At 67.7% G+C, this 26,325-nt stretch carries 29 protein-coding genes and 1 pseudogene; 13 read left to right on the forward strand and 17 right to left on the reverse strand.

Features of this window, described 5'->3' with window-relative positions:
• Positions 1 to 137: 137 nt before the first annotated feature.
• From ACLQ3F_RS07610 to ACLQ3F_RS07640, 7 genes are all read right to left on the reverse strand, one after another.
• A complete protein-coding gene (locus tag ACLQ3F_RS07610; protein WP_425847412.1) occupies positions 138 to 986 on the reverse strand; it encodes a hypothetical protein in 849 nt (282 codons plus the stop codon).
• A gap of 37 nt (positions 987 to 1,023) precedes the next feature.
• Entirely contained in the window at positions 1,024 to 1,152 is a 129-nt protein-coding gene (locus ACLQ3F_RS07615) for a hypothetical protein (RefSeq protein ID WP_425847414.1), read from the reverse strand.
• Entirely contained in the window at positions 1,136 to 1,429 is a 294-nt protein-coding gene (locus ACLQ3F_RS07620) for a DUF2267 domain-containing protein (protein WP_425847415.1), read from the reverse strand. The genes ACLQ3F_RS07615 and ACLQ3F_RS07620 overlap by 17 nt, the downstream gene beginning before the upstream one ends.
• 73 nt (positions 1,430 to 1,502) lie before the next feature.
• Complete coding sequence (locus tag ACLQ3F_RS07625; protein ID WP_425847416.1) at positions 1,503 to 2,132, reverse strand: TMEM175 family protein; 630 nt, start codon at positions 2,130 to 2,132, stop codon at positions 1,503 to 1,505.
• A gap of 195 nt (positions 2,133 to 2,327) precedes the next feature.
• Positions 2,328 to 3,503 (reverse strand): zinc-dependent alcohol dehydrogenase, encoded by a 1,176-nt coding sequence (locus ACLQ3F_RS07630; protein ID WP_357194234.1) that lies wholly within the window; start codon positions 3,501 to 3,503, stop codon positions 2,328 to 2,330.
• Positions 3,500 to 4,420 carry an SRPBCC family protein gene (locus tag ACLQ3F_RS07635; RefSeq protein WP_357263966.1) on the reverse strand — a complete coding sequence of 307 codons (921 nt, stop codon included), beginning with the start codon at positions 4,418 to 4,420 and terminating at the stop codon, positions 3,500 to 3,502. Before ACLQ3F_RS07635 ends, ACLQ3F_RS07630 begins: the two co-directional genes overlap by 4 nt.
• Before the next feature lie 303 nt (positions 4,421 to 4,723).
• Positions 4,724 to 5,305, reverse strand: coding sequence for a type 1 glutamine amidotransferase domain-containing protein (locus ACLQ3F_RS07640; RefSeq protein ID WP_425847417.1), 582 nt, complete (start codon positions 5,303 to 5,305; stop codon positions 4,724 to 4,726).
• Positions 5,306 to 5,542: 237 nt separating this feature from the next.
• Between ACLQ3F_RS07640 and ACLQ3F_RS07645 the strand changes: the two genes are divergently transcribed.
• Entirely contained in the window at positions 5,543 to 6,385 is an 843-nt protein-coding gene (locus ACLQ3F_RS07645) for an aldo/keto reductase (protein WP_425847418.1), read from the forward strand.
• Between the two features lie 43 nt (positions 6,386 to 6,428).
• A pseudogene (locus ACLQ3F_RS07650) lies at positions 6,429 to 6,689 on the forward strand (hypothetical protein); the annotation flags it as partial.
• Positions 6,690 to 6,860: 171 nt separating this feature from the next.
• Here ACLQ3F_RS07650 and ACLQ3F_RS07655 read toward each other — a convergent pair.
• A complete protein-coding gene (locus ACLQ3F_RS07655) occupies positions 6,861 to 7,217 on the reverse strand; it encodes a nuclear transport factor 2 family protein (protein WP_354878882.1) in 357 nt (118 codons plus the stop codon).
• 108 nt (positions 7,218 to 7,325) lie between these two features.
• Complete coding sequence (locus tag ACLQ3F_RS07660; protein ID WP_425847419.1) at positions 7,326 to 7,796, reverse strand: MarR family winged helix-turn-helix transcriptional regulator; 471 nt, start codon at positions 7,794 to 7,796, stop codon at positions 7,326 to 7,328.
• Between the two features lie 103 nt (positions 7,797 to 7,899).
• On the opposite strand from ACLQ3F_RS07660, the gene ACLQ3F_RS07665 reads away from it, so the two are divergent.
• Positions 7,900 to 8,544: a hemerythrin domain-containing protein gene (locus tag ACLQ3F_RS07665; RefSeq protein ID WP_425847420.1), complete on the forward strand. Its 645-nt coding sequence runs from the start codon at positions 7,900 to 7,902 to the stop codon at positions 8,542 to 8,544.
• Positions 8,545 to 8,573: 29 nt separating this feature from the next.
• Complete coding sequence (locus ACLQ3F_RS07670) at positions 8,574 to 10,019, forward strand: MFS transporter (RefSeq protein WP_425847421.1); 1,446 nt, start codon at positions 8,574 to 8,576, stop codon at positions 10,017 to 10,019.
• 171 nt (positions 10,020 to 10,190) lie between these two features.
• On the opposite strand, the gene ACLQ3F_RS07675 is transcribed toward ACLQ3F_RS07670, so the two are convergent.
• The gene (locus ACLQ3F_RS07675) at positions 10,191 to 11,132 is read right to left on the reverse strand and encodes an EamA family transporter (protein WP_425847423.1); all 942 of its coding nucleotides are present in this window, start codon (positions 11,130 to 11,132) and stop codon (positions 10,191 to 10,193) included.
• 79 nt (positions 11,133 to 11,211) lie between these two features.
• Between ACLQ3F_RS07675 and ACLQ3F_RS07680 the strand changes: the two genes are divergently transcribed.
• Complete coding sequence (locus ACLQ3F_RS07680; protein ID WP_425847425.1) at positions 11,212 to 12,111, forward strand: LysR family transcriptional regulator; 900 nt, start codon at positions 11,212 to 11,214, stop codon at positions 12,109 to 12,111.
• Between the two features lie 97 nt (positions 12,112 to 12,208).
• Here the strand turns inward: ACLQ3F_RS07680 and ACLQ3F_RS07685 are convergent, their stop codons facing one another.
• Both ACLQ3F_RS07685 and ACLQ3F_RS07690 read right to left on the reverse strand, forming a co-directional pair.
• Positions 12,209 to 13,069 (reverse strand): pyridoxamine 5'-phosphate oxidase family protein, encoded by an 861-nt coding sequence (locus ACLQ3F_RS07685; RefSeq protein ID WP_425847426.1) that lies wholly within the window; start codon positions 13,067 to 13,069, stop codon positions 12,209 to 12,211.
• A 9-nt stretch (positions 13,070 to 13,078) separates the two neighbouring features.
• A complete protein-coding gene (locus tag ACLQ3F_RS07690) occupies positions 13,079 to 13,528 on the reverse strand; it encodes a VOC family protein (RefSeq protein ID WP_425847427.1) in 450 nt (149 codons plus the stop codon).
• Between the two features lie 89 nt (positions 13,529 to 13,617).
• On the opposite strand from ACLQ3F_RS07690, the gene ACLQ3F_RS07695 reads away from it, so the two are divergent.
• Positions 13,618 to 14,181: a CGNR zinc finger domain-containing protein gene (locus tag ACLQ3F_RS07695; protein WP_425847429.1), complete on the forward strand. Its 564-nt coding sequence runs from the start codon at positions 13,618 to 13,620 to the stop codon at positions 14,179 to 14,181.
• A gap of 109 nt (positions 14,182 to 14,290) precedes the next feature.
• On the opposite strand, the gene ACLQ3F_RS07700 is transcribed toward ACLQ3F_RS07695, so the two are convergent.
• Positions 14,291 to 15,250 carry a helix-turn-helix domain-containing protein gene (locus tag ACLQ3F_RS07700; protein ID WP_425847431.1) on the reverse strand — a complete coding sequence of 320 codons (960 nt, stop codon included), beginning with the start codon at positions 15,248 to 15,250 and terminating at the stop codon, positions 14,291 to 14,293.
• A 71-nt stretch (positions 15,251 to 15,321) separates the two neighbouring features.
• On the opposite strand from ACLQ3F_RS07700, the gene ACLQ3F_RS07705 reads away from it, so the two are divergent.
• Together ACLQ3F_RS07705 and ACLQ3F_RS07710 are read left to right on the forward strand one after the other, a co-directional pair.
• The gene (locus ACLQ3F_RS07705; protein WP_425741995.1) at positions 15,322 to 15,645 is read left to right on the forward strand and encodes a cupin domain-containing protein; all 324 of its coding nucleotides are present in this window, start codon (positions 15,322 to 15,324) and stop codon (positions 15,643 to 15,645) included.
• A gap of 170 nt (positions 15,646 to 15,815) precedes the next feature.
• Positions 15,816 to 18,776 (forward strand): hypothetical protein, encoded by a 2,961-nt coding sequence (locus tag ACLQ3F_RS07710; protein WP_425847433.1) that lies wholly within the window; start codon positions 15,816 to 15,818, stop codon positions 18,774 to 18,776.
• 195 nt (positions 18,777 to 18,971) lie between these two features.
• Here ACLQ3F_RS07710 and ACLQ3F_RS07715 read toward each other — a convergent pair whose 3' ends face one another.
• On the reverse strand, positions 18,972 to 20,249 hold the full coding sequence (locus tag ACLQ3F_RS07715) for an MFS transporter (protein ID WP_425847434.1): 1,278 nt from the start codon (positions 20,247 to 20,249) through the stop codon (positions 18,972 to 18,974).
• Between the two features lie 282 nt (positions 20,250 to 20,531).
• Here ACLQ3F_RS07715 and ACLQ3F_RS07720 point away from each other — a divergent pair, with 282 nt between their 5' ends.
• Positions 20,532 to 20,912: a MerR family transcriptional regulator gene (locus ACLQ3F_RS07720; protein ID WP_425847435.1), complete on the forward strand. Its 381-nt coding sequence runs from the start codon at positions 20,532 to 20,534 to the stop codon at positions 20,910 to 20,912.
• Between the two features lie 25 nt (positions 20,913 to 20,937).
• Positions 20,938 to 21,129 (forward strand): hypothetical protein, encoded by a 192-nt coding sequence (locus ACLQ3F_RS07725; protein ID WP_425847436.1) that lies wholly within the window; start codon positions 20,938 to 20,940, stop codon positions 21,127 to 21,129.
• Between the two features lie 65 nt (positions 21,130 to 21,194).
• Here ACLQ3F_RS07725 and ACLQ3F_RS07730 read toward each other — a convergent pair whose 3' ends face one another.
• Positions 21,195 to 21,842, reverse strand: coding sequence for a GNAT family N-acetyltransferase (locus ACLQ3F_RS07730; protein ID WP_425847437.1), 648 nt, complete (start codon positions 21,840 to 21,842; stop codon positions 21,195 to 21,197).
• Between the two features lie 197 nt (positions 21,843 to 22,039).
• Here ACLQ3F_RS07730 and ACLQ3F_RS07735 point away from each other — a divergent pair, with 197 nt between their 5' ends.
• Positions 22,040 to 23,587 carry a ricin-type beta-trefoil lectin domain protein gene (locus ACLQ3F_RS07735; RefSeq protein WP_425847438.1) on the forward strand — a complete coding sequence of 516 codons (1,548 nt, stop codon included), beginning with the start codon at positions 22,040 to 22,042 and terminating at the stop codon, positions 23,585 to 23,587.
• Positions 23,588 to 23,824: 237 nt separating this feature from the next.
• Here ACLQ3F_RS07735 and ACLQ3F_RS07740 read toward each other — a convergent pair whose 3' ends face one another.
• Complete coding sequence (locus tag ACLQ3F_RS07740) at positions 23,825 to 24,508, reverse strand: NmrA/HSCARG family protein (protein ID WP_425848195.1); 684 nt, start codon at positions 24,506 to 24,508, stop codon at positions 23,825 to 23,827.
• Between the two features lie 9 nt (positions 24,509 to 24,517).
• Positions 24,518 to 24,640, reverse strand: a complete 123-nt coding sequence (locus ACLQ3F_RS07745; protein ID WP_425847439.1) for a hypothetical protein — start codon at positions 24,638 to 24,640, stop codon at positions 24,518 to 24,520.
• On the opposite strand from ACLQ3F_RS07745, the gene ACLQ3F_RS07750 reads away from it, so the two are divergent.
• The gene (locus tag ACLQ3F_RS07750) at positions 24,639 to 25,448 is read left to right on the forward strand and encodes an SDR family oxidoreductase (protein ID WP_425847440.1); all 810 of its coding nucleotides are present in this window, start codon (positions 24,639 to 24,641) and stop codon (positions 25,446 to 25,448) included. The two genes, ACLQ3F_RS07745 and ACLQ3F_RS07750, sit on opposite strands and share 2 nt — an antisense overlap.
• Before the next feature lie 284 nt (positions 25,449 to 25,732).
• Positions 25,733 to 26,254, forward strand: a complete 522-nt coding sequence (locus tag ACLQ3F_RS07755; protein ID WP_425847441.1) for a hypothetical protein — start codon at positions 25,733 to 25,735, stop codon at positions 26,252 to 26,254.
• Positions 26,255 to 26,325 lie beyond the last annotated feature (71 nt).

Consider the following 26,325-nt stretch of genomic DNA (forward strand, 5'->3'; position numbering starts at 1 on the left):
ACAAGATCCCCTACCAACCACGGCCGACAGATCAGGCACCCGTCCCCGCTTGACGAAACCCATAGGGACACCCCCCCGGGCAGCGGAACTGGTGTGACCTGGTTCGTTGTCCTGCCACCACCGTCGCGGACGTCGAGTCAGCTCGGCGGCTGTTGCCCCTGCGGTCCGGCCAGCCATGTCGTGATCTGCCTCAGTGGCTGGCTGCTGTTGACGATCTTTTTCATCCGTTGCCACGCGGCGTGGGCCGGAGATCCGCCCAGCACGGCGCCGAGACCCCCCATGCCGCCGCCAGCCACCGTCCCGCTGCTCTGAGCAAGCTGCTGGGTGCTCTGTCCGAGCTGCTGGGTGGCCTGCCCGAGTTGTTGGCCGACCTGCTGGGTTGCCTGCTGCAGCGTCTGCGACAGCGGTCCATCGGGTCCCAGCGCCTCCTGCGCCGTCTGCCCGACCTGGTTGACGGCGTTGTCCACTGTCTTCACCAGCGACTCGACGATCTGGGGGTTCCGCTCGATTGTGCGGAGGGCGCTGTCGAGGATGCCCCGGAGCTCATCGAGCCGAACCTCAAGCATCGCCTCGGCCTCGACGCCCTTGATGTCGACCTTCACCGTGCCGAGACGCGCCTGAACGCCCACGTCGAGTTGGAGCAGGCTGCCCAGCCGTGCTCGCAGAGAAACAGAGGTGTCCAGATCGTCTACCTCGACGTAGATCTGATCAACCTTGACCTGCGGGATCTGGAGGACGACGTCTGGGTCTGACATTGTTTTGCTGCTGCGCCCACCAGCCGGCTGAGGAAGGCCGTGCGCACCACTTTCCGGAATGAGGGGGTGTTCGCCGGGCTTGGCACCCGTCGGCCCGGCGGCGACACTGCGGCTCTCGCCCGGCTCGGCGGATTTTGCGCCTTCCTCGGCGTCGCGCTGCCCATCAACGCGTTCACGCGGTTGCGCCGGCGACTCCCGTGCGCCCGTGTCCCGGCTCTCCGGTTCGGTCATCACGCACTCCTTGGGCATCGCCTGACGTCCGAACGGATTAGGTGCCGATCCGGCGGGGCTGAAGCTGTCCCGACCCCGGCCCGGTCAACTGCCAGAACTCCTGCGGCAATTGGTCGACGAAGTCCCCGTACTCCTTCGCGCTGGCAGCCTCACGGAGGGTGTCCAAGACGGCTCGCTCCGTCGGTGGCCACCTGGTGATCCACCCTTGCCTGGGACTGCACCCGTTGGAGGAATTCGGTGAGGCCGAACCGTTGCGGATCTTCGGTGGGCCTGGACACCAGGCCGCGTAGCTCCTCGGGGAGTTGGGAGGCGAGGTCCCTTGCCTGGCCACCGGTGACCCGTTTTGCCACGGTCTCAAGCGTGGCGCGGGTGATCGGTTCGGCCTTTTCGGGCGGAACCTTGGGTCGTGCTGCCACAGACTGAATGAACTCGTTGTAGTTCACCTCGGATCCCCTCTCTAACCGGATTGCGGCGGGTACCCGCCGCAATCCGGGTTAATCGGCGGTTCGTCCGTCCTCAGGGTCGGGGCGGAGGACTGTGGGTGATACGTCGGGTCACGGGCGACTGGTACAGGCCAGCGCTGGTGATGGCGTAGAAGACGGGCAGAAGGACGAAGATGGCCAGGCCGATCAACGGCGCGACAAGGTAGCCGACCAACCCCGCGAGGACGTACAGGACGACCCCGACGAGGGCTCTGAGCCGCTCGACGGGAAAGAAGCCGCCCCTGGCCTGGTCCTTGAGCAGGTCCGGGTTCTTTGCCAGGTAGTGGTAGAACGCCAGCCAGGTAGCGCACAGCAACGCGCCGATCAGCGCGTAGAAGGCGACGGCCACCCGCTGGTCCGTGTTGTTGTGCTCCTGAAGCGCGTCCGACACGACGGCGGTCGGAAACGGCAGCAACGCCGTGCTGAACAGCACGAACAGGTTCATCCAGTGCAGGCCGCGATCGACCTGCTGGATGCGGTTGAACGCCGCCTTGTGGTTGAGCCAGACGACGGCCACATACGAGTAGGACGCGAGATAAGCGGCGTACGAGGGCCACTGCTCGAGGAGTCCGGAGAGGAGGCGGCCAGGAGGAACGTCCGGCACCCGCAGGTCCAGGACCAGCAACGTGATGATGATGGCGAAGATGGCGTCGCTGAACGCCACCGCGCGGCTGGTGTCTGACCGGGTGCCTAGGTCTGCGTCTGGCCCGCTCACCGACTGCGCCTACCCAGGCTCGTCCATGGCAAACAGATGGAGAGCCGGGGGTGCGAGTGCGGCCGTCCGCAGAAGGTCGGCGGCCGCGGACAGACGCCGCATCCGGCCACCGGGCGTGCCGCGGTGGCCGGATGCGGGTGGTGGTCAGGGTTTGAGGACGACCTTCTCGCAGTTGTCCTGCTTGTTCTTGAATATCTCGAAGCCGCGTTCCGCCTGGTCGAGTGGCAGGGTGTGGGTGATGACCCGGGTCGGGTCGATCTCCCCACGTTCGATGCGCTGCAACAGCGGTTTCATGTAGCGCTGCACGTGGCATTGACCGGTACGCAGGGTCAGCGCCCGATTCATCCACGCCCCGGCCGGGAACTTGTCGAGGAAGCCGCCGTACACGCCGATCACCGACACGATGCCGCCGCTGCGGCAGGACAGGATCGCCTGCCGTAGCGCGTGCGGGCGCTCGGTCTCCGATCGGACTGCCTGCTTGATCCGGTCGTAGGCGTGCACGTGCGCGGCACCGTGGCTGGCTTCCATGCCGACCGCGTCGATGCACTTGTCCGGCCCCCGCCCACCGGTCAGTTCCAGCAGCCGGGACCGCACGTCCACGTCCTCGAAGTTCACCGGCGTGTGGCCCGCCCGTTCGGCCATCTGCAGCCGGTACGGCTCTTTGTCGATGGCGATGACCTTCGCGGCGCCGAGCGCCCGGGCGCTGTCCATCGCGAACTGCCCGACCGGGCCGGCGCCCCACACCGCCACCACATCGGTGGGCTGGATGTCGCACATCTCGGCGCCCATGTAGCCGGTGGGCAGGATGTCGGAGAGGAACAGCACCTGCTCGTCGGTGAGGTCGGCCTCGATCTTCAGCGGACCGACGTCGGCGAACGGAACCCTCGCGTACTGCGCCTGACCGCCGGCGAAGCCACCGGTCAGATGCGAATAGCCGAAGATCCCGGCAACCGGGTGGCCGAACATCTTCTCCGCGATCCCGGCGTTGGGGTTGGAGTTCTCGCAGCAGGAGTACAGCTCGGCGGCGCAGGCACCGCACGCTCCGCAGGCGATCGGGAACGGCACCACGACCCGGTCCCCGAGGCGCAGCCGACCTGGGTCGACGCCCCGGCCGACCTCCACCACCTCACCCATGAACTCGTGACCCATGACGTCGCCGTCCTGCATCGTGGGCACATACCCGTCGAGCAGGTGCAGGTCCGAGCCGCAGATCGCGGTGGAGGTGATCCGTACGATGGCGTCGCGGTCGTTGAGGATCTTCGGGTCCGGTACGTCACGGACCTTGACCTTGTTGCGGCCCGCCCAGGTGTTCGCCCTCACGCGTCTGCCCCCTTCGCGAGCTCGGAGTCCGACAGCGGTTGCGCCGGACGCTGCGGGAACTCCTTGCGGGCCCGCTTGCCCCACGGGGCCCCCTCGGATCGAACCACCTGGCCGGTCTCCAGCACCTGCTTGAGCCGGCGCAGGTCGTCGTCCAGCTGCTGGTGCGGTTCCTCACCGAAGTACCTGGCAACCACCTTGCCGACCGGGCCGCCCGGGATGTCGTACGACATGACGACATGCACCTCGGTGCTGACCCCATCCGGGGCGGGAACGAACCGGACCGTGCCGGCGTTCGGCACGTCGGCGTTCCCGGTGGACCGCCACGCGATCATCTCGCCGGGGTTCTCGTCGGTGATCTCCGCGTCCCACTCGACATTCTTGCCGAAGGGCGCGCTGGCGGACCAGTGGCTCGTACGGTCGCCGGTGGCGCGGATCGTCTCGAGGTGTGCCATGAACGTGGGGAGGTTGTCCAGGTCACGCCAGAACGCGTAGACCGTGGGCGGGGGTTTGCGGATGGTTGTCGTGGCTGTCAGCTCCATGGATCCTCCTTCGCGTGGGCCTCGTACCGGCACCGCCGAACCGATCCTCGTGGCGCGGGTGGCCTGGACGGCGGTCAGCAGGTCCACCACCGTGATCCCGACGATGGCGCCAGTGACACCGACGAGGCGACGGCGGCGGTGCCCGCTTCGGTGGGCGATGGCCACCCCGAGAGAGGCGAGGTCCATCGCGTCGCCCACGACCCGGGTCCACGCCCAGATGCCCTTGCGCCGGCTCGTCAGGAGCCCGGCCGCATGGACCAGCTCCCGCGCCCCGACCAGCGGCACCATGGTCCGGGAGGTCGAGGAGTCGTCCACCCCGCTGATTCGGCGCACCGTGTCCGGTGCCGCCAGCTGTGCCATCCCCAGACCGAGACTCATCCAGCCGAGCCGGCGCCCTCGCCGTTGTAGGTCTTCCTGCCTGGCCTGAGCGGCCTCTCGGGTTGCTAGTTGAGTCACGGGTCGCCTCCGTATCCGGTCGCACCCCGGCCGAGCCATTCCGGCTCGTGGAAGTCCGGTACGCAACCCATAGAGGCCCGCATACCCCTCGGAAATCACCTCAATCCGCGCATCGGTCGCGGTATGGAGGTGCTCCCTGTTCCGCTGCTCAGCGCGGCGTCAGGGATGCCACCGCTGTGGGGGCCCAGGCCCGCCCCGATGCGCCGGATCCTGAGCCCCGTCGCGTCAAGCCGTCGCCGTCTGGCGGACGTTCTCGCCCTGAGCGAACACCTCGACCATCTTGGCGCAGAAGGCCGAAAGGTCACCGGGGTTGCGGCTGGTGACCAGGCCGTTGTCGACCTGTACCTGTTGGTCCACCCAGTTCCCGCCCGCGTTGCGGATGTCGGTCCGCAGACTGGGGAACGAGGTGACGGTCCGGCCGTTGACCATGCCGGTCTCGACCAACGACCACGGGCCGTGGCAGATCGCCGCCACCGGCTTCTGTTGCTGGAAGAACGCCCGAACGAAGTCCATCGCCTGTGGGTTCATCCGAAGCCGGTCGGGGTTGACCGTCCCGCCCGGCAGCAGCAGGGCGTCGTAGTCGGCCGCGCTGGCCTCGTTGACAGTCCAGTCCACCCGGTAGTGGTTGGCAGGGTTGATGTCCTGGTTCATCGACTGGATCTCACCGGAATCCAGTGAGATCAGGTGGACCTCGGCGCCGGCCTGCTCTGCGGCGGCTCGGGACTGGGTGTACTCCACGTCCTCCACCCCGTCCGCGGCGAGACAAGCGATTCGTTTGCCGGTCAGTGGCTGCTGGCTCTGCGCCATTGTGGCGGCCTTCCCTTCGCGGCGCCGCCCCGTCGGCAGCGCATCGTTCGCTCGCGGTCGCCTTCCCGGTGTCAGAACCGGGAAACAGGTCATCGAAGGCTCCTACGGGCGGACGGATGGGCCTGCTCGCCGATCAGGCAGGTCTGCGGAGGAAAGGTCGCCCTACGGAGACTGCTTCCTGTCGATGCGGGTAACGCGCACTGACCCCACTGGCGCCGAGGCCTCGGAAAGGCCGACATGACACTCCCTACCGCTTCGATCCAACTGCCGTCGGGCCAGACCATGCCCGTGCTCGGCCAGGGCACGTGGTACCTGGGTGAGCGTCCCGCAAAGCGACGGGATGAGCTGGCAGCCCTGCACGCCGGCCTCGACCTGGGCATGACCTTGATCGACACTGCGGAGATGTACGGCGATGGCGCCTCCGAGGAGCTTGTCGGCGAGGCCATTGTCGGACGACGCGACGATGTGTTCCTGGTCGACAAGGTGCTGCCGTCCAACGCCAGCCGCCAGGGGGCCGTGCAGGCCTGCCGCCGTAGCCTGCAACGACTCGGCGTCGACCACATCGACCTCTATCTGCTGCACTGGCGCGGCAACCATCCACTCGCGGAGACGATCGAGGCGTTCGCCGAACTTGTCGACGCCGGCGACATCGGACAGTGGGGCGTGAGCAACTTCGACCTCTCCGACATGACCGAGCTGCTCGAGGCCGGCGGGGACGACTGCGCGACCAACCAGATCCTGTACAACCTCACCCGCCGCGGCCCCGAGTACGACCTGCTGCCGTGGCTACGTGAACACCGGATTCCGGTGATGGCGTACTCCCCGATCGAACAGGGCAGACTACTCGGCCACGACCAGGTCGCGCAGGTCGCCGCGCGGCACGGGGCGACGCCCGCTCAGGTCGCGCTGGCCTGGGTGCTGAGGCAGGACATGGTTGCGGCCATTCCTCGATCGTCCAACCCGGAACACACCCGGGAGAACGCGGAAGCGCGCGACCTGCACCTGACCGAGGAGGACATCACGGCACTCGACATGGCATTCCCGTCACCTACCGGCCCACAACCACTGGAGATGCTGTAGGGCCGGCGGCCGTCTCGGTACAGGCCAGGCGAGATCATCATCGCGCGCTGCCAGCTCCGTCGCCGCGCTGCCCCCGCTGTTGACCTCGATCGGCAACGCGGTCAAGGCCGGCGAACACCCGCCGGATCTCGGCCCGCTCAACGTCCAGGCCGCCCTGATGCACGACATGATCAGCCATCGGGAGTCCATTGGCGTGGAAGCCGTGCGGATGCGAGAGGTCAGGGACCTGATGAACCGCCGGATCGCCGACGGCTTCGGCGCTCAGGGGTTCTCGAGCTTGTTCGAACTGCTGACAAAGCCCTGACGGCGGTCTCTCGGCACCCGGGACGCCATGCCACGGACCGCAGCGTCATCCAGCCCTCTGCCGCAAGACCATCACGGCGGCCTCCGTTGAGGACGAGCTGGCCGCCGCCGTTCTGACGTTGACTGGGGCTGGGCGCGTGCCATCCGGCGTGCGCCCAGCGCCCGGTCGTCCTCACTGGACCGGAACGAAGGTGGCGGCCAACACCCGCCAGTTGTCGTCCTCACGCACCCAGAGTCGGGTGTAGCGCAACCGCGCGGACACAGCGGCACCGCTCTGAACGGCATCCACCGCAGCGACCATGCGTGTCACCCCGGTCTGGCCGTCTTCCTGGATGTCGAGTGACTCCTCCACCAGGCTGGTGATCCGCAGTGCACCGGAGCGGTAGCCGGCCAGGTCGTCTTCCTTCGTAAAGACCGTGCCGTCCGGTCCGGCACCCACGACCTGCGGGTGCAGTAGCGCGTCGAGGGACTCGACGTCAGCGGCGCGCTGGGCGGCTTGAAGTTGCCGTTCCGCGGTCAGGAGATCCATCCACCGATCCTCCGCAGCGGGCCCCAACAAGACAAGCGGGTTAGCTCGCGGCAGAACGGCGGTGTGGGCTCGCGCCGTCCGAGGACCGCCCGGACCGATGGGTTGCGCTCAGGGCTCCTGCTTGGCTTCAGCTCGGTGGTGGCTCAGCAGTCGACCGAGCAGCCGCCGCAGCTCCGCGCGCTCGTTTTCGGACAGTGGCGCAAGCAGATCGTTCTGGATGTCGAGGATCTGCTCGTCGAGCCAGTGCAGCCGCTGGCGGCCGGCCGGCGTGACGGTGATGACGTTGCGCCGCCGGTCGGCCTGGTCAGGCATGCGCTCCACCAGCCCGGTCTGCGCCAGCTCGTTGATCGTCGCCACGATGTCGCTGACGTGGATGCCGCTTCGCCGCCCCAGTGCGGCCTGGCTGGCCGGACCAAACTCGTCCAGCGAGGCCAGTACCCGGTAGTGGTAACCCCGCGCGCCGGCCCGGGCGAACCCGTCCGCGACCAGCCGCCCCGCGTGAGCGGCGGTCTGCGTCATCAACCAGCTGGTGAGGCCGCTGAGTCGGGCCGGCGTCTCGTCCTGGACGGATGGATCCACGGACCCATCCTACCAGTCTGTTGGTGACACCTACGATTTGATACCGTTGGTCGTCCAAACGTTTGGTCAACCAATGAATGAACTGATCGTGAGGTGACGAACCATGAGCGAGGCCACCCACACCCTCGACATGACCATGATGTTCGCGGTGCACGACGCCCTGCGCCGAGACCTGGCCCAGCTGGCCCGGGTCTCCGCCACCACCAATGACGATCCACGGCAGATCCTGCATGCGGCGGTCGGCTGGGAGATGTTCAAGTCGTTCCTCCGGGTGCACCACACCTCCGAGGACGTCGCTGTCTGGGGCCCGATGGAGACCCGGCTGGCCGACCAGCCGGACAGGGCACTGCTCGATGCCATGGAGGCGGAACACGTGGCAATCGATCCGCTGCTCGACGCCGTGGACGCCGCCATCGCCGATCGGGAGTCCGGGCCGCAGCGCCTCGGCGACGTGGTCGACGCCCTCTATCTGAGCGTCGCCGGGCACCTGCGGCACGAGGAGGACGAGGGCCTGCACCTCGTCGAGTCGGTGCTCACTCCGGGGGAGTGGGCGGCGTTCGGTCAGGACCACCGGAACCGTGTCGGCGCGGACTCCGCGCGTTACCTGCCCTGGCTGCTCCAAGGGGCATCGCCGGAGACCGTCGCCGCCATCCTCGGCCGCATGCCGGAGGCAATCAAGAGGGCGTACGCCACCGAGTGGCGGGCCGAATACCTCGACCTCCGCCCCTGGAACCCCCGCATTCGCTGATCCGCAAACGCCGACTCTGGAGAAAATCAATGCCTGTCTACGAAGAATCGAAGGCCTCGCTGGCGGTGGAGCCGGAAACGGGCCCACCACCACGACTCGGCCTCGCACTGCTGGTCATCGCGGCCGCCCAGCTGATGCTCGTACTGGACAACACCATTACAAACGTTGCCCTGCCGAGCATCCAGCGGGCACTGGGGATGGCCACCGCCGACCTCAACTGGGTGATCACCGCGTATGCGCTCGCCTTCGGCGGTCTCCTGCTAGCCGGTGGCCGAGCCGGTGACCTGTTCGGTCGACGGCGGGTCTTCCGGATCGGTCTGGTCCTGTTCACGGTCGCCTCACTGCTGGGTGGCTTCGCCTGGTCCGGCACCGTCCTCATCGCCGCCCGGGTGGTGCAGGGCGTCGGCGCCGCCATCGCGGCGCCGACCGCGCTGTCGCTGCTGGCCACGACGTTCCCGGCCGGGCCGGCACGGAACAAGGCGCTGGGTGTCTACGGGGCGATGGGCGGCCTGGGCTCGGTGGTCGGCCTCCTGCTCGGCGGCGCCCTCACCCAGTACGTCAGCTGGCGGTGGGTCCTGTTCGTCAACGTGCCCATCGCCGTGCTCGTGCTGCTCGGCACATCGGTGCTGCCACGAGGAGAGCGCGAGCGCGGTCGGGCGGACCTCTCCGGTGCCGCCACCGCCACCGCCGGGCTCGCCGCACTGGTGTTCGCCATCAACCACGCGGCCCTGCACGGCTGGCGCGATACCGTCACGCTGGGCTTTCTAATCGCTGCCGCGGTCCTGCTGACCGCGTTCGTCCTCGTCCAGCGCTCCGCAGCGGCGCCCATGCTGCCCGGCCGGATCCTCAGCGACCGGGCACGGACCGGCGCGTACGTCACCATGTTCCTGGTAGGCGGCGGCATGTTCGCCCTGTTCTATTTCCTCACTCTCTATATGCAGGTGGTCAAGGGCTACCCCCCGATGCGGACCGGCCTGGCCTACCTGCCGTTCACCGTCGGCATCGCGGTAGCGGCTGGCGGCGTCGGTCCCCAGCTGCTGTCCCGGCTGACGGCCCGCGCCCTGACGGTGGGCGGCCTGGTGCTGGCGGCCATCGGCATGGGCTGGTTCGGGGTGCTCAGCCCGACGTCGAACGCCCTTACCGCGCTGCTGCCAGCTCAGCTGGTCGCCGGCTTCGGACTGGGACTTACCTTCGTGGCCACCACAGTGGTCGCGATCAACGGGGTGGCTCCGCAGGACACCGGCATCGCCTCTGGTGTGGTCAACACCAGTCAACAGATCGGCGGCGCACTCGGCCTTGCGCTGCTCAGCGGCGTGGCCGCCGCAGTGACCGCTGCCCAGCCCTCGGGCACCGCCCTCCCGGACGCACTGACCAGCGGGTACGTCGACGGGCTGCTGCTCGGCGGAGCGGTCTTCCTGGTGGCCGCGATCGTCGCGGCCGCGACGATGAACGCACGCGTGGTGGCATCGCACTGACACCACGCGGCTGCCGCCCGGTTCCCTCTGCCGGGCGGCAGCTCCGCGGGTCAGGGTGGGCTCGCCCTTCTGCCGTCATCGGGTCACCCGGCGGTGGCCACCTCGTCCTCGGAAACCGTCGCAGTGCTCGTCCGACGGATGGCGACGGTGACGAGCAACGCGGCAGATGCGCTATGTCGCTGCCTCCACGCCTCTTTGGGGTGGGCCGGCTGGAGTGGGGAGCTGTCCCGCGACGATTGCGGCGAGCGAGAGCCCGAGCCCGCAAAGCTGGATGGGGCCGAGCGTCTGATCGAGCAGGATGGCGCCGAGCAGCGCGGCGACCAGGGGCGAGAGTAGACCGAGAACCGCGACGGCGGTCACGGGCAGCGTGGTGACGCCGCGGAACCACAGGACGTACGCGGCCAGGCCGCCGACCAGGCCCAGCCAGAGGTAGCCGAGTATGGCGGGCGGATCGATCACTGGTGGCGGCCCTTCGACGAGGAAGGTGACGGGCGTCAGGAAGAGACCGCCCGCGCTGAGCTGCCAGCCGGCGAAGGCCATCGGGCTCACCCCGGCGGGACGTCCCCACCGCCTGGTTAGCGTCACCCCGAGCGCCATCGTGGCCGCGCCGACGAGGCCGGCCACGATCCCCACCAGGTCGAGTGCGGCATCTGGCCCGATCACCACGAGGCCGACGCCCAACACCCCGGTCGCGCCCCAGACGGTACGCCAGACGGAGAGTCGCTCCTGTAGGACCGCCGTGGCCATGACGGCGACGATGAGTGGCTGCACCGCGCCCAGGGTCGCCGCGACGCCCCCCGGCAGCCGCTCGGCCGCGACGAAGAGTAGCGGGAAGAAGAGTCCGATGTTCAGTACGCCGAGCGCGCCGGCTTTTCCCCACCAGGCACCTTTGGGCAGTGTGCGGGTGACCGCCAGCGCCAGCAGGCCGGCGGGCAACGCGCGCAGGAGTCCCGCGAACAGCGGGTGGTTGGGCGGAAGAAGCTCGGTGGTGACGACGTAGGTGGTGCCCCAGGCCAGCGGGGCGAGCGCGGTCAGGGCAGTGCGCGGCAGGTTGCTGGGCAACGTGCCGCCGCCAGCTCCGCGGAGGAGCCTGTCCGCTCCGGAACTTGTCATGTTGAAATTCTGGTCACGTGCTTATCGATGACTCCAACACATGTTTGTCATCTGATCGATCGACAGGAAAGATGGATCAATGGAGTTCCATCAGCTGCGCTACGTTCTGGCCGTCGCCGAGACGAGCAGTTTCACCCGGGCGGCCGAACGGTGCCTGGTCGTCCAGTCCGCGTTGAGTCACCAAATTGCGCGCCTGGAACGTGAGCTCGGTGCGAGGCTTTTCGAGCGGACCAGCCGCCGGGTGCGGCTGACCCCGGCGGGTCTGGCGTTCCTCCCTGCCGCCCGCCAGTGCCTGGACGCCGCCGAGCGCGCGGCCGCAGAGGTCGCGGCGGCGGTGGGGGAGGTGCGGGGACGAGTGACTGTGGGTCTGATCCCCACGGTTGCGGCCGTCGACATTCCGACCACGCTCCGCGCGTTCCGGGAGCGGTACCCACACGTGCGCGTAAGACTCCGTGTCGGCGGAAGTGACGAACTCGTGGGGCACATCAAGCAGGGCGTCATCGACATCGCGTTCGTGGGACTGCCGGGAGGGGTTCCACCGAAGGGCGTTGACGTTCACGAACTCGCCCGGGACCGGCTCGTCGCCGTGATCGCCCCCGATCATCCGCTCGCGTGCGAACCGGCAGTCGACCTTCAGCGGCTCGCTGCCGAGGTCTTCGTCGACTTTCCGGCCGGGAGCGCGGGGCGGGCCCAGACCGATCAGGCGTTCGCAGCCGCCAACCTTGTCCGCGACGTCGCGTTCGAGGTGACCGCCGCTGACCTGATGGCTGAGCTCGTCGCCGCGGGTCTGGGCGTCGCCATGCTCCCCTCCGCCTACGTGCCACGGCTCAGCGGCGTGAGCACCGTTGAGGTGGCCGACGCGCCGGCCCGTGTCGAGTACCTCGTCTGGAGCCGCCTGGGTCGAACCCCCGCGGTAGACGCCTTTCTCGCTGTTCTGAAGGTCCCGACCGGGCCGCCCACCGGGGCGGCAGCGAACTGACCGCTGCTGCTGGGCGTACGTGGTGTCGGCTCATCCGATGCATCGGTCGCCGATCGGCCCGGCATCCCGGTCCGGGGTGGAAGGTGTGCGGGCCACCTCACAGCGAACGCCACATCAGCGCGTGTCCCGGCGTCTCGACGACACTGTCGATGACGATGTCGACCATGCGCTCTGCGCCCGGGTGATCTGCCAGCCGGCCGGGGTTCCAGTCAATGGAGGCACTGCCCGTCACCTGTAGGGCAGGTCGGGAGCCGGTCCAGTCGATGAACAGCAGGCCGCAACGCGGCTGTACGTGGATATTGCCGAGGGTCATGTACATGGCGTTGCCGCGGTATTCCGGCCAGGACAGCGTGGTGGCGCTGCGGCCGACGACAAACCCGGGGCTGCCGCCGCGGTGGGAGACATCCGCTCCATGGCCTTCGGCGCCGGTGGCTATGAAAAACGTGTCGGCACCGGCCACGACGCGTAGTTGCTCGTCGGAAAGCCGGTCGCTGGGGGCCGCAAAGGTACCTGTGGTGACGTCACCGTGGGCCTCCCGGCGGGTGATGTGCCTCGGGCAGTTCGCAAAGATCTGGTCGGCCGTGATGATGAGCCGATCCCCCTGGATGTGACCTGTGCCGTTGATGCGCATGCGGTGGCGGGTGGCCGGCTCGATGGCGAGTGCACCGAGAGGAGCCGGGGTGGCGAACGCCGCTTCCAGTGGGTCGCCCGCGGCGGGCGCGGCCTCCGCGATCACACCGCGCTCGCCGCTGGCACGCAGGAAGCCGGGTGGTCCATACAACGGGCTCGCCCATAACGCTCCGGCCTTGTCGTGTCCGCCGATCACCACCATGCGCTGGCGGGTGAGGAACTGGCGCGCGATCTCCGGAAGGCGCACGCCGATGCTGGCCGAGCCGAGCCCGTCGCGTGTGTAGCCGGACCTGCGTTGGACGTACACCTCGCCTGAGTGGACTTTCATGCCGTACCCCTAGAAGAAGCCGCACGGCGGGCCGTCGCCGGTGGCGGTCGCCGGCCGGGGCGGACGCTGGAAGGCGTACACCTCAAGGCGGATGCCGTCAGGGTCGTAGCAGAACAACTGCCCGGCGGCGGCCAGCTCACCCGGCACACCGTTGTCGTCGCGGATGTCGGCACCCAGCCCGCGCAGTCGGCGCTCGACCTCGTTCAGGGCCGGGACGTCGGCGACCTGGAACGAGAGGTGGTGCAGGCCGGCCCGGTCAGCCGCGAACGGCGCGCCACTCTGCTGCCAGAGTGTGATCATGAGCAGGTCGTGGCGGCCGAGGAAGCCGTAGCGCCTGCCGTCGACATCTGAGCGGCCGATGACCTCAACGTCGAGCGCCTGACTGTAGAAGTCGAGCGAGCGGTCGAGGTCGGTGACGTTCAACCCGACGTGGCCCGTGATGATGCTCTGATCGGTCATTCGCAGCCTTCCTAATGGTCGTCTCACCAGCGGCCGTTAGAAGCTAACAGGGTGAGCTAATGGCCACAAGGGGCAGGTATCATTAGTTCGTGCGTCTTGCGATCGAGCTCGCCAATACCGTCCGCAGTCGTCGGGGGGAGGTCTGTGACGAGCTTCAGACACCTGCGGATCTCGCCGCTTGGCTTGGCCGCGTCAGCTTCCTGTGCGCCGTGCCGGTCGACACCGAGGCGCTGAGCGCCGTAGGTCCCGCCGAGCTGGCCGCCGCCCGAGGCATCCGAACGGCCATTCGTGCCATAGCTGGTGCCGTCTCGGCCAATCAGATTCCCGCCGCAGTGGACGTCGGGAGCCTCAACGCCGCCGCCCGACTGGCGCCGCGCTGGCAGGAGCTCGCCTTTGCCGATAGGGGGCCACGACTGACGACGCGACACGGAGCAGCGGCCATGACCGGTGTCATCGCCGAGGTTGCCGCCGACGCTGTCGCCCTCGTCGCCGCCGGCCACCTGGGTACGTGTGCGGCGCCCGGATGCGTACTGCTGTTCCTCCGTGACCGGCCCAACCGCGAATGGTGCGGCAACTCCTGCGGGAACCGGGTGCGAGTGGCGCGCCACTACGACCGCCGTAAGCACGCCGCTTCGGATGGCGAGGCGGTCTGATACGCCAGGGCCTGCGAAATCGCGGTGCCGGACCGGGCCACGGGCGCGAGGGTCCCCCGCTCTCCACGTGCCGAACGGGCAGCTTGGGTCAGGTGTGGTGGCCTGCGGTCTACGTGCTCTCGCCGCGGCCGAAGGAGCGGCGGTAGGCGGCTGGCGTGGTGTTCACCGTGGTGCGGAAACGGCGGCGCAGGTTGGTGGCCGTGGACAGGCCGACTCTGGTCGCGATTGTCTCGACCGGCAGATCGGTCTCCTCCAACAGCGCTCGTGCAGCCGTGATCCGTTGCTGGAGCAGCCACTGTCCTGGGCTGACACCCAGTTGCGCGGTGAATCTTCGGGCGAACGTACGCGGGGACATTCTGGCCTGGTTGGCGAGGTCGTTGACGGTCAGCGGATCCTGCAATCTCTCCGTGGCCCAGTCGAGCACTGGGCCCAGGGACACCGGAGTGTGCGCGGTCCGGGATGCTGCCGCGTACTGCAGTTGCCCGCCCTCGCGATGTGGCGGCATGACCATGTGCCGGGCGATCTGGTTGGCGTGAGCGGCGCCGTGGTCATTGCGAACCAGGTGCAGGCACAGGTCGATGCCGGCCGCGGTCCCCGCGCTTGTCGCGACGTCGCCGAGGTCGATGTACAGACTGTCGGCTTCGACCTGCACGCCTGGAAATCGGGCGGCGAACTCGGCCGCCATCCGCCAGTGAGTCGTCGCCCTGCGCTGATCGAGCAGGCCGGCGTGGGCGAGCAGGAAAGCGCCGGAGCAGATGGCGACGATCCGGGCACCGCGCCGGTGAGCGCGCCGCAGCGCATCGATCACGGCGGCCGGCGCGGGCTGCTCCCTGCGTTGCCACCCCGGAATCACCACAGTGTCCGCGGTCTTGAGCGCGTGCAGCCCGCTGGTGACCGCCATGTCGTAACCAGCAAGGGTGGGCACCATGCCCGGCTGCTCGGCACACACGTCGAACCGGTAATTGACTGGTAGACCGGGGCGCCGTACGCCGAACACCTCAGCGACACAGGCGAGTTCGAAGGTGGACTGCGGCGGCAGAACCAGGGCGACCACCCGATGAATGATCATGGCAGGAATGTACCTGTCAACGTCATTGCAGACACTAGCCGGTGCGGCGCGAACACGACGATCATGACTGCATGACCAATGCATCCGATGATGTGCAGATCCTGCAGGTCGACGAGGTGGAACCCGTCGAGGTCGTGCCCGGCATCATCCGGCGGCGCCTGCCGGCGACCGAGCGGGCCCGTGGCTGGATGTACGACTTCGCCCCGGGCACGGAGTGGCCAGAGGTGGACGTGCACGAGGGCGAGGAACGCTACTACGTGGTGTCGGGTGAGTTCATCGATCGAGGCCACCGTCTGGGCCCGGGCAGCTACGTGGTGTTTGCTCCGGGCAGCACGCACCGCCCGCGTACCGAGACCGGCGCACGAATGATCGGCATCAGCATCGTCGCGATGTAGCCGGCAACTCCGAACACGCCGTCGGAGAGCGGGCTCGTGATCTGCCGGCGACCCAAGGGTGGAGGATCGGCCCATATCGGATCGAGACGGTCCACAGTGTCCTGCCAAGGCTCCCTCGATCCGCACGTGCAACTTGATATGTCCAACAACCTCCAAGCTAGGAGCGGTAGATGAGGAAGACCCTGGCTCTGGTCATAGCGACGGTAGTTCTGGCCGGGGCAGTGTCTACCAGCGGCGCTGCGCAGGCGGCACCCGACCCAGACACCGCGCGAGCCGCCAGCCGTGCCATCGGCACCGCTCCAGCGCCGCACACCCCCGAGCCGGACCCGATCACCCCACCGGTCCCGAGGCCCAAGCCGTTCGAGGAGGCCCCGCCCAGCATCGCGCCGCACAAGGCAGTCACTCCGCCCGACTTCGGACCGAACGAACGGATCCTCTCGTCGTACCACCAGGGCAAGCTCTCCCGCGACGACGCAGTGCGCTACGGACTCACCGCGCTTCGCTCACCCCGGGCGGTACCCGCCCACCTACGGCAGGCCGATGCCATCCGCGACCCGCAGCGGTACCTGACGTACCTCTCGATGCTGGCGGCGAGCGTTGAGCCCGAGGCGGCGAGGATGATCGCGCCGGACGTCGCCGCGCCGGCTGCCGCCCCTGCGGGGGCCGGCTACGACGACTGCGCCGCCGACCCGTTCGACTATCTCGGTGTCACCTACCGCTGCCGGGCATCCGCCGGCGAGTTCCTCATCCTGTTCAACATCGCCGGAGCAGGCCGACCGGGCATTCCGGCGGACTACCATTCGAACGGCCGGGCCAAGGCCGTCCAGCACCTACTGAATTCGCTCGCGATCGCTGTCGACGAGTATCGCGAGATGGGTTACCCGCTGCCGGTGCGCGACGGCAAGCCGTGGGTGTTGGTCTACGGCGTCGACGAGATCCCTGTCGTCGGCGGGCTCGGCATCCCGATCGACGCGCCTTTCGTGTTGCCGTTCGGGCTCAATCAGCAGGCCACCATCCTGGTGCCGAACGGGCAGACCGACTGGGACTACCTGCCCCGGCATGAGCTGTTCCACGTCATGCAGTACCAGTACTGGGACAAGTCTGACATAGCCGTCGACTTCGTCTTCAATTATGTTGGCAGCAAGGAGTTCGGTTCGATGAACTGGTGGATGGAGGCCACCGCGGAGTGGGCCGCCCACCAGACCTACGTCCGAGAGCCGTACCTGCCCATCCCCGGCGAGGAAGAGCTGTATGCGCGCAACGTCTACGACGTGCTCAGCATGCCGGGCTCAGCGCTCAACTCGTGGGGTGGCCTGGGTGGCGGCCCGCAATACGGGGCGTTCCTGCTGCCCACCTATCTCACCGAGCAGATCGACCCGGTCTTCGTGCGGCGGACCTGGGAAAGCATCCGGGACCACGACCATCTGCCGATCGAGGCGATCCGGCACGCCGCGCAGGGCTATGGCCTGAACTTCAAGGACATGCTGCTGGGCTACCACATCGCCAACTATCGGCTGGCCAAGGCGAACGCCGCCCCCGCCCCGACGGTGGACGCGTGGCGCAGCTACGGCTACACCGACGCTGACACGAGACTGTGGCGCGTCAACGTCAGCGCCCTGAGCGGGACGAGCAGTGACGTCCTCGGCGGAGCGAGACCGGCTCGCAAGAGTCACTCGACGCCCGCTGGTACGCGTGTGGAGTATCAGGACATCCTGCGTAAGGGTGGCGCCGTCTATCACGACTTCCGGGCGGTGAAGAACTCCGGTGACCCGGCCTGTGGGTACTGCTCGACGCTGCTGATCGATACGAGCAAGGACACCAACCGCAGCTCCGCGGTCATCATCTGGTCACCGACCGGCAGCACCGGCACGCTGGCGAAGTACCCGAGCATCCAGACCGTGCTCTACCCCGACGCCGGTGGCCTGATCACGGTGCCCACCTTCGCCTTTCCCATGGTCGCTACCCTGGTGAGCACCTGGACCGAACTGGACATCCACTCCGCCGACGCGGACAGCACCCCGAGGACGTTCTCCACCCACGTGGAAAGCGTGCTGCCACTCACCGGCCGCTCCTGCGTGCTGCGCCCGCTGTCGGTGCGCAGCGTGGAGACCACCGTCGAGCCGGAGGGCACCTTCAACAGGTACGCCGCCAGCACGCGCGACGGCTGGACCGGCGGTGACTCCACGTACTCGGTGAAGCTGCCCGACGGTCAGATCGTCTGGCTGTTCTCCGACACCTGGATGGGACCGCTCAACGGCGACGGCACCCGACCGGTCAGTGCACCGCTGGTGAACAACACTTTCGTGGTGCAGAGCGGCGGGACCCTGACCACCTACCAGGGCGGCACCGCCGGGTCTCCGCGAGCGTTGATGCCGCCCTCCGGACCAGGTAAGTGGTACTGGGTCGGTGACGGTCACCTCTCTGGCGGGCAACTCCAGGTGGTATACCAGGAGTACGAGCGCTTCGGCTCCGGCGCCTGGGACTGGCGGTTCAACCGCAACGTCGTCGCCAACTTCGCCCTGTCCAACCTGCGGACCCCGGTCAGCGTCCGGGAGTTGCCCTCTGCCAGCGGGGTCGCCTGGGGCTCGGGGCTGCTGCCGGCCAGCCGCAGCGGCGACGGCTACACCTACGTCTACGGCGTGGACGACTCGCCGATCAACAAGCAGATGCGCATCGCCCGCGTCTACGGCAGCGACCTCGCCACGGGCACCTGGCAGTACCACACACCGTGGGGCTGGACGATGCGTGAGCAGAACTCCCGCAACCTGCTGACCGGCATCGCCAACGAATACAGCGTCACCCCCTGGGGCGGACAGTTCCTGCTGCTCAGCCAGGACAGCACCCAGGCGTTCAGCGGCCAGATCAACGCCTGGACGTCCTGCTCACCCTACGGTCCCTTCACCCAGAAGACCCCGGTCTACCGAATGCCCGAACCCGGACCATACGGCAGCTACTGGAACCCGAACGTCATCTCGTACAACGCCCACGTGCACCCGGCGTTCAGTTCCGGCGACACGTTCATCGCCTCCTACAACGTCAACAGCATGGACACCCGCGTCTCGCCCGACGCTGACCACTACCGCGACCCCGGCATCTACCGCCCCCGCTTCTTCCGCTTCACACTCGGATAAACACCTGCGGTTCCGCCGGGCGTATCTCACGCCCGGCGGAACCAGCAACAGGTCGAAGGCGGTGCTTGCGGTGAAAAGCCAGCGCCCAGAGGGTTCGGACCGGCGACTGACAGCACCGTTGACTCCGCCGCGTCGATGACGGCCTGCATCTGGCACAGTTCTGCGGCGCGCCTCGGCACTACGGGCAGTAGTGAATCACCGATCAGAAGCCCTGGTACTGATCGGCGTGTTGCCAGTCGGCGGAGTAGAACGGCGGTCGGTGGCCACAGCCGCGCGTCTGGTTGGAAACCCGTGTGCCCGGGCGGTGATCACCACCACCAGTGCCGGCATCAGGAGCACCAGGGCGCTCCAGGGGAAGGACCGGGGACCTAGGAGATTGAAGAGGAGTCCGCCGGCGGCTGCGCCGCCGGCCATGGCAGCGTTCCAGAGTGTGACAAGCATGGCTTGTGCGGCGTCCGCCGACTCGCCACCCGCGTCGCCGACGGCGGTCTGCAGAAGAGTCGGAGCGCCACCCCAGCCGAGGCCCCAGAGCACCACCGCGGCGTAGACCAGCGCGGGGCTGTCGGCCCGCACCGCCAGCACGGCGGCTGCCACGGCGATCAAGAGGGCGCTGGCGATGGTGAGGACACGCAGTCTCCGGTGGATGTGGGCGCCCACGATCCAGATGCTCAGTAGGCAGGTGACGCCGAAGACCAGCAATACGAGGCCGGTGGAGTCACCCAAGCCGACCCTGTCGAGGAAGGTGGCGATGTAGGTGTAGAGGATGGTGTGTGCCAGCACGAAGATCAGAGTGACGAGCAGGACCGGTGCCACGCCGGGGACGCTGAGCGTCCTCAGTGTCGGCGTTCGGCTTTCCGGCCGCTGTCCCGGATGATCCGGGACTGTCGCGGTAATCCATGCGAGTAGAACGACGGTTAGCAGGGTCATGACCAAGAAAGCGGCTTGCCAGCTGAGCGCCTCTCCGAGGAAAGTTCCCGCAGGCACGCCAAGGGACAGTGCGATCGGAATGCCCGCCATGGCGATCGCGATGGCCCTGCCTTGAAGGTGAACAGGGGCCATGCGGCGGGCGTACCCGGGCAGCATCGCCCAGGCGAGGCCTGCGGCTACCCCGGCGACGAATCGGGCCATCATGGTCAGCGGATAGAACGTCGAGACTGCGGTAACCGTGTTGGCAAGGGCAAAACCCGCCATTGCCGTCAACAACAAGGGCTTGCGTCGCCACCTCGCGGTGGCTGCGGTCAAGGGTATCGCCGTTAACGCGGTCCCGATCGCGTAGACCGTGACCGACTGCCCCATCGCCGACTCGCTGACCGTGAGGTCGGCGCGCATCGCGGGAAGCAGACCTGCGGGCAGTGTCTCGGTCAGGCTGGTGATGAAGACGGCCGTGGCCAGCGCCAGCAGCGCCCCCATCGGCAGCCTCTGGCCCGTGGTCTCGGCACGGGGATCGACAGACAGCGAACTGCGGGTGGCCATGGTCCGAATCCTCAATCCTCATACTTACTAATGATCAACGGCAGCGAAGGCGGCACACCGGGAGAGCCTGCGGAGGCGAGTGCGCCGCCCTGGTAAACCGTGGCGCTCGGAGAACCGGAATCTGTCCTCGTACGCCTCACCGGGGGGCGAGTGGGCAGGCGTAGAGCGCTCGAGTGGGCTGGCTGGTTGAAAAGACGGATCGCCATTTGTGCTCGACATGTCGGTACGGTAAAACTTGACATCAGTGTCAGTTGCAAGTCGCCAGTCGGGTGAGGTGGAGGAATGCGAATCGGGGAACTGGCCAAGCGCACCGGTGTGAGCGAGCGGTCGCTGCGCTATTACGAGCAACAGGGACTGCTGATGGCCGACCGCACCCCCGGCGGTCATCGTGACTATTCCGAAGGTGCAGTCGACCGGGTCATCCGCATCCAGGAACTCTTCGCCGCCGGGCTCAACAGCACGAAGATCACGCATCTGCTGCCCTGCATGCGGGACACGGACGGCGGTCCGTCCGAATTCGCCACTCCGCAGCTTGTCGCGGACCTCACGACAGAACGGGCCCGCGTCGATCGAATGATCACCGACCTGATCCGCGCGCGGGAGGTTCTGGACGAGGTGATCGACACGGCGTCAGGCCGGGGCGGGTCAAGCGCCATGCCCTGATGCCGCCGTCAAGCGAGCCAGTGACGTGGCCGAGGGCCGTGATGTCTTCCTGTCTGCTGGCGCCAGCATCGTCCAGCAAGACATCGCCGCACGGCTGCTCGACGAGCTGCAGCTGCACCAGCCAACGGTGTTGCTCGGCGACGGGGTTCGGTTGTGGGACGGGATCGGCGCCGCCTGGTGCTCCCGTGTGGGTCACGCCCGGCGACGGGGTGACTGACCTCGTGGTCGATCGCGCCGTTGCTGTCACCGGCCAGTCGCATCCGTAGATTGCCGGCCCTGTGATCAGGCTTGCTCCGTGGAAGTCAGCCATTCATCGCTGAGCAGTCCATAGATCAGGGTGTCGGTCCATTCGCCCTTCGCCCACTCGTCGCGGCGCAGATGTGCCTCCCGGGTCATGCCCACCCGCTCGCAGAGCCGCGCCGATGCCGTGTTGCGCCCGTCGACGCGGGCGATGACGCGGTGCATCCCGTAATGCGCGAACGCCACACCGATGACCGCGCGGACCGCCTCGGTGGCGAACCCATGACCGGCGACTGCCGGGTGAAAGGCCCATCCCATCTCGCCGCGCGAGAGCGTGTCGTCGGCTGGCCAGAGGATCACGTCGCCGACGACCTTGCCCGGATGCTCCGCCAGGACCGCGAAGCGGGCTTCCGGTCCGGTGATCGCGGTGCTGCCGAGCCGCCGGGTAACGATCTTGTCGGCGAACTCCCGCGACCACGGCTCCCACGGGATGTACCGGGCGACGAGCGGGTCGCTGTAATACGCGAGCAGGGCGTCCACGTCGTCGGGCCGATACGCGCGCAGGACCAGTCGTTCGGTACGGATCGGCAGTGCCCGCAGCCGACCTGGCGCAGACGCTGCGCTGGTCGGCAGTGCCTGGCCATCCCGGGTGCTCGAACATCCGCAGGGCTGGAGCTGACCGCGATCCATACGCGGCAGGCAGCGCCGGAAGGCGTTGTAGCCGGTCTGGAAGGCTGCCCGGGCGCTGCCGCAGCGACAACTGATTGACAAGCTTAGATGTTTTAACCACACTCAACTCGCGAGAGAGCGCTCTCCGCCTGTTCCATGCCTCCTCCGCCACCGTCGGTCCGCAGGCCTCGCGCGACCGAGAGCTGGAAGGAATTGTCATGCGATCTCTACCGAGGATGCTCGGCATCGCCGCCGTGGTGCTCGCCACGCTCAGCCTCACGCCCACCGTCGGCTTCGCCGACCCGGGGCCGGCTCCGGCCGCGCCGACCGCGTCGCCCACCCTGGACATGGATCCCGCGATGGCCGCCGCCATGCGCCGGGATCTGCACCTCACCGACGCCCAGATCCTCAAGCGGGTACGGGTCGAGGCCGTCGCGCCCGCGGTCGAACGGCGGCTGCGTGAGCGGCTTGGCGCGTCGTTCGCCGGCGCTTGGATCCCGGAGGGCGGCGATCGTCTGACCGTCGCGGTCACCGACGCCTCCGCCATCGCCGTCGCACGTGCGCAGGGCGCGGACGCCAGCCTCGTCTCCCGCAACGAGAAGCAGCTCGACGCCATGCTGGCGGCGTTCGACCGGCACGGCGCCAAGGCCGGCAGAAGCGTCTACGGCTGGTACGTCGACGTCCTGACCAACCAGGTCGTCGTACGGGTGGAGGCCGGAGGCGAATCGGCCGCCAGGTCGTTCGCCCGGGCGAGCGGCGTCGACGACGACGCCATCGCCGTGGTCGAGACCCCGGAAGCACCCCGCCCCCTGTACGACGTGCGCGGTGGCGACCAGTACGTCATCAACGGCAACACCCTCTGCTCGGTCGGCTTCGCGGTCGTCGGCGGCTTCGTCAGCGCCGGACACTGTGGCGGCGTCGGCAGCCCCACCCTCGGCTACAACAACGTCGCCCAGGGCAGCTTCGCCGGATCATCATTCCCCGGCAACGACTACTCGTGGATCCGTACCAACAGTTCGTGGTCACCCCAGCCGTGGGTCAACAACTACTCCGGCGGCAACGTGACCGTGGCCGGTTCGCAGGACGCAGCGATCGGCAGCTCGGTGTGCCGATCAGGCCGCACGACCGGCTGGCGCTGTGGCACGATTCTGGGCCGCAACGAGACGATCAACTATGCCCAGGGCGCCGTTTCCGGCCTGAGCCGCAGCAACGCCTGTGCCGAGCCCGGAGACTCCGGCGGCTCGTGGATCTCGGGTAACCAGGCGCAGGGTGTGACGTCGGGAGGATCCGGAAACTGCAGTTCCGGTGCCACGATGTGGTTTCAGCCAGTCAACGAGATTCTCAGCACCTATGGACTCAGTCTGGTCACCACCGGCGGCGGGGGGAGTAGCCGCCTGATCAGCAACTGGAACAACAAATGCATCGACGTGCCGTCGTCGAACTTCTCCGATGGAGTGCCGCTACAGACCTGGGGATGCAACGGCACCGCCGCTCAGGCGTGGACGTTCAGTGGCGGGGCGCTGCGGTCGGCGAACAACAAGTGCATGGACGTCGCCGGCGGGTCCACCGCCAGCGGGGCCGTCGTTCAGCTCTGGTCGTGCAACGGCACAGGTGCCCAGCAGTTTGTCCTGTCGGCGGCCGGTGACCTGGTGAACCCGCAGGCCAACAAGTGCGTCGACATCGACGGCTGGAACGGCAACGACGGTGCCCGCCTGATCATCTGGGACTGCGCCGGCACCGCCAACCAGAAGTGGCGCCAAGGCTGACCGTCTCGCCTGAAAGCCCTCTATCCGCCATGCAGGCGGACCCGCCAGGACGATCTGCGGCACTGCAACCGGACCGTGTCGCGCGGATCGCGGCGGCTGGAGAGGGCACAGGCACCAGGTCTCACGGTGCTACACGATGAGCTGGCTGCGAGGCCAACCGTCCAACGGTTGGCCTCGCGGGCGAGGAGGGTCAGGCGGCACCGCGATCAACGAATGGCTATGACTTCGAGACACTGCCTAGCGGACCTGCCTGCCCAGCCAGTGCTGAAAGGTGAGCAAGTCAGGGAAGAGGTCGCGCAGTGTGGTGAGGTCAGCCTGGTAGCCGCTTTCAGCGAACCACTCGAACATCCTGCCCTCGACCGGCAGGGCGACGAGGCGCGTTGGCACTCCGGTGACCTTCTCGTAGATTGCGGCCACCTCGGAGAAAGTCAGCTCGTCGCCGGCGATCTCAAGTTCCACACCCAGGTAGTCATCCCGGTGGTCGATGACGTACGCGGCGATGCGGCCGATGTCATCGGTGGCGATCAGCTGCATCGGCCGGTCGGGGAGCACAGGGAGCTCCATTTCCCTTTGGCCTGTGGCGTCGGTGTAGTGCAGCAGGTTGTCCATGAAGAACACCGGCCGCAGGATGGTCGCGGGCAACCCCAGAGCGCGGATGTAGGACTCGATTGCCGCTTTGCTCTCGAAGTGCTCAATTCCGGTGTGCCGCTCGGCACCACCGACCGAGCTGTAGACCAGGTGCGCGACTCCGGCATCCAGGGCGACGTCGGCGACGAGCATGCCCTGCCGTACCTCAGCTTTGAGGGTTTCGGGCTCGTAGGCCAGGGCTTGCATGCTGAACACGGCATCGACGTCACGCATGACTCGCTCCAGGGAAGCGGGGTCTCCCAGGTCGCCGACCGTGAGCTCGGCGCCAGCCAGGCGACGCGCCTAGCTCCGCCGCCCCTCGAAAGCGCCCGGGTAGGTCGGGAACGCTGCCCGGAGGGTGGCCGCGATTTCCGCGTGCCCGGCCGGGTCCACTGTGCCCTCCCGAGCGACGGTCCAGGGTGTCATGCGGCCAACAATAGATGGCACCACCAGCCTCGTCACCGGCGCGAGCCGGGGCATCGGTCGCGCGATCGCCAAGCGCCTCGCCTCGGACGGTTCGCTGGTCGCCGTGCACTACGGCACGAACAAGTCTGGTGCCGAGGAAACCGTTGCTCAGATCATCGAGGCGGGTGGCGCGGCGTTCGCGGTCGGCGCACAGCTCGGCGTCGTGGGTGACGCCGATCGACTCTGGGCCGCCGTGGACGCCGGGTTGGCCGAGCGTGGCGTACGGCCCGGAGTTGACGTGCTGGTGAACAACGCGGCGATCGGAGGGGCCACGCCGACTCTGGCCACCGCACGGTCGGACGATTTCGACGAACTGTTCGCGATCAACGTCAAGGCGCCGTTCTTCGTGGTTCAGCGTGGAGTAGACCGGCTGCGGGACGGCGGCCGGATCGTCAATGTCTCGTCCGTCGCCACCCGGATAGCGATACCCGACACGCTTGTATACGCCATGACGAAGGGGGCAATCAACACGTTCAGCCTCACGTTGGCGCAGGAACTTGGTGCCAGGGGTATCACGGTGAACGCGGTGATGCCTGGGACCACCGCCACCGAGGTCAACGCGGCGTGGTTCGACGCCCAGCCGGCACTCCGCGAGGCCGTGACCGGGCTGTCGCCCCTGCGCCGTGTTGGAGAACCGGAGGATGTCGCGGACGTGGTCGCCTTCCTTGCCTCTCCGGCGGGCCGTTGGGTGAGCGGCCAGGTGATCGACGCGTCCGGAGGGGCCCATCTCGGCTTCTCCGTCGGCCGGGTGCCGCCGGAGAAAGTGTGACTGCTTCATCTACGGCGTGGGTCGGGCTGGCGAGGGCCGGCCCGACGCACACGTCCGTCCCGCGTTGAGGCATCAGGGTCCGAGGGGACTCGCAGGTCGGAATCACGTGGCCAATGTCGGGGTACGCCTTAAAAGTGCTTCTATTCGGTGGTGAAACTCCACCCGTACCTGGATGAGGAGGTGGATACAAGATTTCGGACGCCCGTGCCGTGGCATGCCCGCTCCAGCCCTTGCGAGATCTGCCTACCCTGATAGACACGGCATTCTCAGGGGGTGGCAGGAACATGTCCCAGTTGACCAATGTATTGGCCCTTGTGGTTGCTTTAGCCGCCGTTGTCACATCGTCGTTCTTGGCCTGGCGAGCGCTTCGCTTGAACCAGAACGCCAACCATCTGCCCATCGTGCTCGACGCACTGAAGGCGCAACGATTGCCAGAGTTCACGCGTCGAGAGGCGGAGCTGTGGGAGGAGCTGCCCAAGCATGACGTCGCCCTGGGCTTCACCAGACTCCCGGAGCCGCTCCGAGGTCGCGCCTTCGAAGTCAGTTGCTACTACCAGCACCTGAGCTATCTGGCGGAATACGGTCTGGCCGATTGGGACTTCATCGCAGTGCAGACCACTTACCGGATGTTACGAACCTGGGATTGTATTCAGGCGCATGTCTATGAGGAGCGGAAGTACCGTGGATCGGAAAGCTCCTTTCTGAACTCGTACGAGGTGTTTGCCGGAAAAGTAAGGCGAGCCGACATCGACGCCGCGACTGCACGGCTTTACCGCCGAGGGCAGCGCCAGCGCGAACTTCGTTGAACATCGTCCCCCGCGCTCGGCGACCTGGCGTAGCCGACGGACGTTCGCGACTCCTCCCGCAGGCGGACCGA

The organism is Micromonospora sp. DT15 (genome assembly GCF_049841475.1).
In the GTDB taxonomy this organism is placed as follows: Bacteria; Actinomycetota; Actinomycetes; order Mycobacteriales; family Micromonosporaceae; genus Micromonospora.

Coding starts and splice junctions, on each gene's coding strand:
- ACLQ3F_RS07610 (WP_425847412.1), bottom strand. CDS start 986: ATGACCGAACCGGAGAGCCGGGACACGGGCGCACGGGAGTCGCCGGCG.
- ACLQ3F_RS07635 (WP_357263966.1), bottom strand. CDS start 4,420: ATGAGTCTCGGTCTGGGGATGGCACAGCTGGCGGCACCGGACACGGTG.
- ACLQ3F_RS07640 (WP_425847417.1), bottom strand. CDS start 5,305: ATGGCGCAGAGCCAGCAGCCACTGACCGGCAAACGAATCGCTTGTCTC.
- ACLQ3F_RS07645 (WP_425847418.1), top strand. CDS start 5,543: ATGACACTCCCTACCGCTTCGATCCAACTGCCGTCGGGCCAGACCATG.
- ACLQ3F_RS07655 (WP_354878882.1), bottom strand. CDS start 7,217: ATGGATCTCCTGACCGCGGAACGGCAACTTCAAGCCGCCCAGCGCGCC.
- ACLQ3F_RS07665 (WP_425847420.1), top strand. CDS start 7,900: ATGAGCGAGGCCACCCACACCCTCGACATGACCATGATGTTCGCGGTG.
- ACLQ3F_RS07670 (WP_425847421.1), top strand. CDS start 8,574: ATGCCTGTCTACGAAGAATCGAAGGCCTCGCTGGCGGTGGAGCCGGAA.
- ACLQ3F_RS07675 (WP_425847423.1), bottom strand. CDS start 11,132: ATGACAAGTTCCGGAGCGGACAGGCTCCTCCGCGGAGCTGGCGGCGGC.
- ACLQ3F_RS07680 (WP_425847425.1), top strand. CDS start 11,212: ATGGAGTTCCATCAGCTGCGCTACGTTCTGGCCGTCGCCGAGACGAGC.
- ACLQ3F_RS07685 (WP_425847426.1), bottom strand. CDS start 13,069: ATGAAAGTCCACTCAGGCGAGGTGTACGTCCAACGCAGGTCCGGCTAC.
- ACLQ3F_RS07690 (WP_425847427.1), bottom strand. CDS start 13,528: ATGACCGATCAGAGCATCATCACGGGCCACGTCGGGTTGAACGTCACC.
- ACLQ3F_RS07700 (WP_425847431.1), bottom strand. CDS start 15,250: ATGATCATTCATCGGGTGGTCGCCCTGGTTCTGCCGCCGCAGTCCACC.
- ACLQ3F_RS07705 (WP_425741995.1), top strand. CDS start 15,322: ATGACCAATGCATCCGATGATGTGCAGATCCTGCAGGTCGACGAGGTG.
- ACLQ3F_RS07710 (WP_425847433.1), top strand. CDS start 15,816: ATGAGGAAGACCCTGGCTCTGGTCATAGCGACGGTAGTTCTGGCCGGG.
- ACLQ3F_RS07715 (WP_425847434.1), bottom strand. CDS start 20,249: ATGGCCACCCGCAGTTCGCTGTCTGTCGATCCCCGTGCCGAGACCACG.
- ACLQ3F_RS07720 (WP_425847435.1), top strand. CDS start 20,532: ATGCGAATCGGGGAACTGGCCAAGCGCACCGGTGTGAGCGAGCGGTCG.
- ACLQ3F_RS07730 (WP_425847437.1), bottom strand. CDS start 21,842: ATGGATCGCGGTCAGCTCCAGCCCTGCGGATGTTCGAGCACCCGGGAT.
- ACLQ3F_RS07735 (WP_425847438.1), top strand. CDS start 22,040: ATGCGATCTCTACCGAGGATGCTCGGCATCGCCGCCGTGGTGCTCGCC.
- ACLQ3F_RS07750 (WP_425847440.1), top strand. CDS start 24,639: ATGCGGCCAACAATAGATGGCACCACCAGCCTCGTCACCGGCGCGAGC.
- ACLQ3F_RS07745 (WP_425847439.1), bottom strand. CDS start 24,640: ATGACACCCTGGACCGTCGCTCGGGAGGGCACAGTGGACCCGGCCGGG.
- ACLQ3F_RS07755 (WP_425847441.1), top strand. CDS start 25,733: ATGTCCCAGTTGACCAATGTATTGGCCCTTGTGGTTGCTTTAGCCGCC.